We start from the raw sequence: 6244 nt of genomic DNA on the forward strand, positions 1-6244 counted from the left end.
TTTTTGGAACTTGATTTGGTTTCCCTGTAACAGTACCATTTTCATTATCTACAACTACCAAGAGACCATTAAATTCCATACCAATAGGAATATTATTCAGTTGATTATCATGTGCGCCTTGGTACCCTTGTAAAGATACATAAAAATCATGCAGTTCAATTCCTGGTATAACAGGATTTAATTCAAAAGCATAACCTAAATAATTACCTCCAAAGTCTAAAAATCAATAAGAATTATAATATTCTTTAATTGAATTATGTAATTGTATCCCCAAATCTTTTTCTATATTAGAAAAATCATGAATTATATTTTTTTCTAACGGTTTCCAGAATACGTACCCCTCTATATCTGGTTCTCCTTCATAGATAAAAGTATCTGCTTCTTCTATCCATAAAGATTTTAGTAATGAACTATTACAATCTTGCCACTCTCAAATTATTTTATCAAAACAATTTTCCATTTCATTTTTCATTTTTCATTTTTTATTTTTTATTTACCGCCTAATGTATGATGTTCAATACATTTCTGAAGCATTTCTACATATCCTGCATCTTTCACCCATGCTCCAATCGCTTTTTTTGCGTTATGAACCCCTCAAAAACCAGGATGTAGTGGCATCGGAACACCAACAGCTTGACCACCACCAATATGGTGATGAACTAATTTAGTTCCACATAATCCTGTAAAATCATATTGTGGAAATTCCCCTCTAAATCCTTAATGATTTAGAGGGGAATTTCCCTATCACATAAGTAATATCATTTCTTATTAAATTTACTGTGTATCAGTTCAAAGAATTTATTTGCACCAAGTGAAATTGCGCCAATAATAAGAACACCAATAATAAAATAAATCTTTTTAAATAAGTTGTAAGGAGATAAAATAGCAACTACAAGAAGTATTATAATTGCAACGAATGTGACTAATTTCCCAACTTTAAATGCTTGCATATCAGCTTTCCTCCTTCTGGATAAAAACAGCCAATATAGTCATACATCACAGGTTCTTTAACCATAAGTTTTTGTTTCCTTCCATAAATCACAATACTTAAAATTCAATAAACCTCTTTAAAAGGTTTCATGTGTTCTACCCCCATCTTCTATATGCTTCCTTAAATAATAGTACCTATGGAGTTCCATAATGAAATGAAACAACATAAACGAAAGCATGGAGTATACACACATTAATACAATTGCTACCATCTTTTGTGTTGCAAAACCAAGACTGATATTAGCAATGAGTTGACCCAATCCTACAAAAGCCACTACTCCAAAACCAGAGTTTTTTTTCGATGATTTTGATTTTTTGATTGATTCCTGAAGTTTTTTAATATGATTTTTATAATAATAATTCAAAGCAAAAATATACAAACCAACCGAAAAAATAAAATAGATAGGAGTTTGTAATCCTAACATTCCATATGCAAACTTTTGGGTTATAACTAATAATCCTACTGAACATACGGTGCCAAATACCCCACGAAATAGCGTGTATTGTAATTGCCGCTTCCTAGGATTTATAACAATCCATATTGCCCATACATTTAAAAAAGCAACTGGTGGAACTATTATGTACATATATATCGGTTGAACAGGATTCGCAAAAGCAGGCAAAAGCACAAATATATCTGCTATCCCAATCACAAGAGTAATTATAGTCGATCTTATATCACTTACAGCGTAAAGAGCCATATAATATTCAAAAACTTTTTTATTAAAATCTGTATTTTTTTTCATGTTAATTAAACCACCCCCGCTACTGTTAACCAAGCTTTTTTGAACCCATTTTCACCATATCCTTAATAATATCATCTTCTCCATCATCATCTAAATCAACATCCCATTTCACACCTTCTGTAAAATATTATTCCCTTCTCGAAAAGAAGATCAACCCATTAATAAGATCTAGGCTTATCAAAAATTTCAAAAAGCCGGAGAGTTTTCTGGTATCGAATCTATTGGGACTCACACCATGTACAAACCTTCGGCTATTGGTTCTATAAATAAACAAAAGATTTCGCTATGTTGTAAGAAATACTCAATCATAGCACCTCATAAATTACACTTAAAATATATTGGTATCAATAAGGAAGAAAAAGTTAATATCTGAGTTACATTTCAAATTTAAAAAATAAAAAGGGCATATCCCTTTCAGAATTGCCCTTTACCTTAAAAGTATATGTCAGCTTATTATTTATTTCTTTTCACAAAATGATGAATCCCTTCAAAGATTACTTCTTTTAAAGCTTCTGGATAATCCGAATAGCCTTCTTTTTCCATAATTATCTCCAACACTTCCCTTAAATTCCCATCAAGTATTATAGTAACTCCTGGCGTTAGTTCACCAGTTTCTTCATTTTTAAATGTTTCTTTTATCATAACTACTTTATTTTCTTCCATGACCTAATCCTCTCTAACTAAATAGTTTTTATTCTCATCTTCCCAATATCTATATTCATAGGGTACTTGTTCATCAAATCGCTGTAAATAACCTCTCCAGTTATTCGGAATATATTCTTCAAAAGATATTGATTCCGGATAATTAGAATAAAAAATTAAACGCTCAAAGTCTATTAGGAAACATGGATTATAATCATAATAGGCTTCTTCTCTATTAGTTCTTATTTCCCTTAAAAATTCTAACCTAATATCTTCTGTAAATCTTTTATATTTTTCTATTCTTTCTAAAAAGTTAGCTATTGTAGTCTCATTTAAAATACTAATGCCTTTTCTTTCCTCTGGATATTCACTAGGAGAATATCCAGCTTGATTATAATCTAAATACCATAAATCCGATTCAGTTATATACCAATTGAGCTTATTTTTATATTTTACACCTACTATAATATTTTCGGCGTATAAAGGCTTAATCATTTAACACGCTCTCCTCTCTTACTTAATAAGTTTAGCATTCCGTCCGTATTCTACCAACCACCGACGAATGGGGTCAGGTAATTCGTATGCAATACCTTCAAATCCATATTTATCAAAAATACCCTTGTCAACAATCTTAGGAGCTGTTCTACCTTGGTTAAGTGGATTAGTTTTATAACCCTTCTGAGAAATCGCATTTTCTCTAATTAAATCATCTAAATACTGTGGTACATCAAATTCCACAATATATGAGTCTGCTCGTTTATTTTTGAAATATGTAGAGTGATCTTTTCCAGTAGATACATTTAAATTATGATCTGCCCTCCATTTACTATTTAAAGAGAGTGTACCATCATCATTAACTAAAATTAACTCTTTACTATCACCACCTTGAACCCTACGATAAGTAACGTTTTCTTCTCCTACACTAGTTCCGCTGACTTTCTTATTAACTTCACTTGTACCTTTAGCTTCATTTACTTTCTCAACAGGTACTTTTTTAGTTTTATTTACAACCTTAGTAGCGTCAGCAGTCATCTTTACACCCTTACCAACTTTTGGAATTTTTCCAATTGGGGTAAGACCAGCTACTACCATCCCACCAGCTAAAAATCGGTCCAAAGTAGACAGTTTTTCTCCAGATGATGGATCAACACCATCCCAAGCCCGACGAATATCATATTCACCACTTATTTCACCAGCTATATCCCTTGCTAGTTTTTTACCATCAAAACCTTTTTCTTCTGATTCCGATGAAAATCTACCATCAATTGCTCCTTCTTCAATTGTACCACTATTTAGAAGGTTATCAGTCTGACGATTTCTATCTTCTGTAATCTCCTGAATTGAAGTTGTCCATTCCATATTCAACCCTTGCGTACTAAATGTACCACTTGCAGGACTAAACCCTTTCCCACTTTGAACTTCCGCAAGACCTGCAGCAATACTAGCTGCTAATTGAAGTGCTGTACTATAATTATTACTAGAGGTCTGATTGAATTGATACAAATGATCCAGCTTTTCTTGCAGTTTTTTCCTCATCACAGTAAAAAGATTCGCCATAGCGTCCATACCTGGGATTGGCATAGCTTGACTGATGGCTTCCATACTTGCTTTCATTCGGTCAATTTCTCGAATTTGTTCTAATATTTCTTGTTCAATTACATCTGTGGAAGCGACTTGTGATTGAAATTGACTTGGAAAAGCATCGTTCTGGCGAATTAACTCTTCACACAGATAAATGATTCCTTGCGCTAAAGGACGAAAGGTTTGTACAAAAAATGATTTTGCACTGCTATAAGTTTGTCCTTGTAGAACAGTATCAATTGCAAAGGCATCAATTGACTGAATGACTTGTTCCATACCTTGAATAGTAGCGTTACATACAGCATTCATACTTTGAGTTTGGCCTTGTACTTCTCCTAAATACATATTTAAGCTCATGCATTGACCTCCCTCGCTAATTGTTGTTGTTGATAGGAAAGGTCGTTTTCTAAATCACTAAGGTTTCGTCTTTCTTTAAGCAACGTTTCTTTTTGGTTTTCTAATTCAAATGTGACTTTTCGTTCAATATGTTGTGCCTCTTGATATGTATTCATAAAAAATTGAGACATTTCTCTATCACCATGCCAAGTTCCTAAAATTCGATCAAACAAACGATGGTTTCGACCTCTCCATTCATAAAAATCTGCTTCCGCTTGCTCCTGAATGTGAATCGCGGATTGATTTCGGTCTTGTTCTTCAAATACACTTCTTAACTTTTGATTTACTTGATTGATTTGTTTTTCAATATCTTGACTCATTATATTCCTCCTACTATTTTACCTTTACGTAGGTTTTCACATTAGCGAAAAGTGTTGTGAAGTTCGTTATCCATTCTCTCAAACTCTTGGGCTACTGAATGAATATTATCGACCGCTTGTTGAAAGGCAGTGGAAAATTGTTTCGTAAAATCTAACATTTGTTGATTCGCTTCTTGTGCTTTGGAATTAACAGATAGTGTTGTACGCGTCGCCTTTGTTATAGAACGATTTGTTGCACTTTGGATTATATTCGAAGCTGTTCTCATCTGCGTAGCAATTTGTTGTGCCGTTTGAAAATTACTTTGAAATTGTCCCATCACTCAAATCCTTTCTCTAATTTTCAGAAGATGCCAAAGAAATCCCAATAAATATATGAAAATTCCCTATTAATATCACTCTTTTTAAACGTGTGTCCAGCTAAGTTGGGCATGCAATCAAATGAGCCATACACTATAAGCTGTATGGCTCATTTGAAATGCCTGTTATATAGAGTATGACAATTTTTATTTCAAACCGAAATTACGTGATAATTCTTCATCATGAGAAGCAACAGCTTCTGCAGTTTTATTAAGCTGCATATTAATTTCTTGTAATAGCTGTGCGAAGTTTTGTACTTTTGGCTTTAATTGATTGAACTGTTGGTCAAAACCTTCAAAAGCACGACCTTCCCATTCTCCTCTTAATTCATTTTGTAAATTTTGTAGTTGACTTAAAATGTCCTCAATTTGATTTGCACCTTGTCCATATTGAGCTGCTTTCGATTTAAGCTCCTCTGGTGACATACGAATTTGTCCAGCCATTTTCATTTCCCCTTTAATACATAATGAGCAAAATATAAATTGGTTAATTTTACTAAATATATTATAATGTATTATTTTGAACTTTAAAACATTTTATCTTTCTATTGAATATTAGAATATTAATATTCAACTTTTTCTTACTTTACAAGATTTTATGCAAAAAAGACCACCAAAAGGCAGTCCCTCAAAACTCAATCCCATCCCGCGCTCCACTACTTTCTCATACAAATAATTCGCAATGATAGTATCTACTACAGCCAAACCAACTGATTTGAAAATAGTAATCTCTTCATCATTTTCGTGACCAGCTTTTCCCCCTTATAATTTAACCAATTTCGGCGTGGAGATTGCTAGTTTTATCAAAATTTGAAGATTACCTGTTTCTAGATCCTATTCAATTAAGCAATCCTACAAATGCCTCTTCTTCCTCATCTATAAAACCTACAAATATAATTCCTTCAGTATCCTCATGATTAAATGCAAATGTATAATCAGGATTCATGTATCCTTCTGGATAAAAACAGCCAATATAGTCATACATCACAAGTTCTTTAATCCCAAGTTTTTGTTTTCTTTCATAGTTATTTATGTAAATTCAGCTCGTTTTTTTGTTTTGGGTGAAAAAAATTTTTAACTTGATAGCAATGTGGTGCTGCCCCACATCCATCAACTTAAGGTATATTTTTAAACAAAATGCGGTCTTTCCATATAGTTTTTTATTATCTTTTGTAGATTTTATAAAAGCGGGCATATCAAATAAACCCTGACG

At 32.7% G+C, this 6244-nt stretch carries 8 protein-coding genes and 6 pseudogenes; 1 reads left to right on the top strand and 13 read right to left on the bottom strand.

Going from position 1 to position 6244, the window contains the following annotated elements:
• Positions 1 to 28 precede the first annotated feature (28 nt).
• From MR168_RS15655 to MR168_RS15675, 5 genes and pseudogenes are all read right to left on the bottom strand, one after another.
• Positions 29 to 472: pseudogene (locus MR168_RS15655) on the bottom strand (SecY-interacting protein Syd); the annotation flags it as partial.
• A gap of 122 nt (positions 473 to 594) precedes the next feature.
• Positions 595 to 663: pseudogene (locus MR168_RS33930) on the bottom strand (hypothetical protein); the annotation flags it as partial.
• 95 nt (positions 664 to 758) lie between these two features.
• Positions 759 to 950, bottom strand: coding sequence for a hypothetical protein (locus tag MR168_RS15665; protein ID WP_001147552.1), 192 nt, complete (start codon positions 948 to 950; stop codon positions 759 to 761).
• A gap of 11 nt (positions 951 to 961) precedes the next feature.
• Positions 962 to 1054, bottom strand: a pseudogene (locus MR168_RS15670) (DUF4176 domain-containing protein); the annotation flags it as partial.
• 13 nt (positions 1055 to 1067) lie between these two features.
• Positions 1068 to 1736 (bottom strand): hypothetical protein, encoded by a 669-nt coding sequence (locus MR168_RS15675; RefSeq protein ID WP_140159397.1) that lies wholly within the window; start codon positions 1734 to 1736, stop codon positions 1068 to 1070.
• 127 nt (positions 1737 to 1863) lie between these two features.
• On the opposite strand from MR168_RS15675, the pseudogene MR168_RS15680 reads away from it, so the two are divergent.
• Positions 1864 to 2109 (top strand): annotated as a pseudogene (locus MR168_RS15680) (site-specific integrase); the annotation flags it as partial.
• 80 nt (positions 2110 to 2189) lie between these two features.
• Here the strand turns inward: MR168_RS15680 and MR168_RS15685 are convergent.
• The 8 genes and pseudogenes from MR168_RS15685 to MR168_RS15715 form a co-directional block, all read right to left on the bottom strand.
• Positions 2190 to 2399, bottom strand: coding sequence for a hypothetical protein (locus MR168_RS15685; protein ID WP_000392187.1), 210 nt, complete (start codon positions 2397 to 2399; stop codon positions 2190 to 2192).
• 3 nt (positions 2400 to 2402) lie between these two features.
• Positions 2403 to 2873 carry a hypothetical protein gene (locus MR168_RS15690; RefSeq protein WP_000595044.1) on the bottom strand — a complete coding sequence of 157 codons (471 nt, stop codon included), beginning with the start codon at positions 2871 to 2873 and terminating at the stop codon, positions 2403 to 2405.
• An 18-nt stretch (positions 2874 to 2891) separates the two neighbouring features.
• Positions 2892 to 4316, bottom strand: coding sequence for a pre-toxin TG domain-containing protein (locus MR168_RS15695; protein WP_242291415.1), 1425 nt, complete (start codon positions 4314 to 4316; stop codon positions 2892 to 2894).
• Complete coding sequence (locus tag MR168_RS15700; RefSeq protein ID WP_000076120.1) at positions 4313 to 4675, bottom strand: DUF3958 family protein; 363 nt, start codon at positions 4673 to 4675, stop codon at positions 4313 to 4315. The genes MR168_RS15695 and MR168_RS15700 overlap by 4 nt, the downstream gene beginning before the upstream one ends.
• 41 nt (positions 4676 to 4716) lie before the next feature.
• Positions 4717 to 4992, bottom strand: a complete 276-nt coding sequence (locus MR168_RS15705) for a TIGR04197 family type VII secretion effector (protein ID WP_000529655.1) — start codon at positions 4990 to 4992, stop codon at positions 4717 to 4719.
• Between the two features lie 186 nt (positions 4993 to 5178).
• The gene (locus tag MR168_RS15710; RefSeq protein WP_000918587.1) at positions 5179 to 5475 is read right to left on the bottom strand and encodes a WXG100 family type VII secretion target; all 297 of its coding nucleotides are present in this window, start codon (positions 5473 to 5475) and stop codon (positions 5179 to 5181) included.
• 126 nt (positions 5476 to 5601) lie between these two features.
• Positions 5602 to 5793, bottom strand: a pseudogene (locus MR168_RS33355) (hypothetical protein); the annotation flags it as partial.
• 76 nt (positions 5794 to 5869) lie between these two features.
• Positions 5870 to 6055: pseudogene (locus tag MR168_RS15715) on the bottom strand (DUF4176 domain-containing protein); the annotation flags it as partial.
• Positions 6056 to 6244: the final 189 nt, after the last annotated feature.

This window comes from Bacillus cereus group sp. BfR-BA-01356 (assembly GCF_022663635.1).
GTDB lineage: Bacteria > Bacillota > Bacilli > Bacillales > Bacillaceae_G > Bacillus_A > Bacillus_A cereus.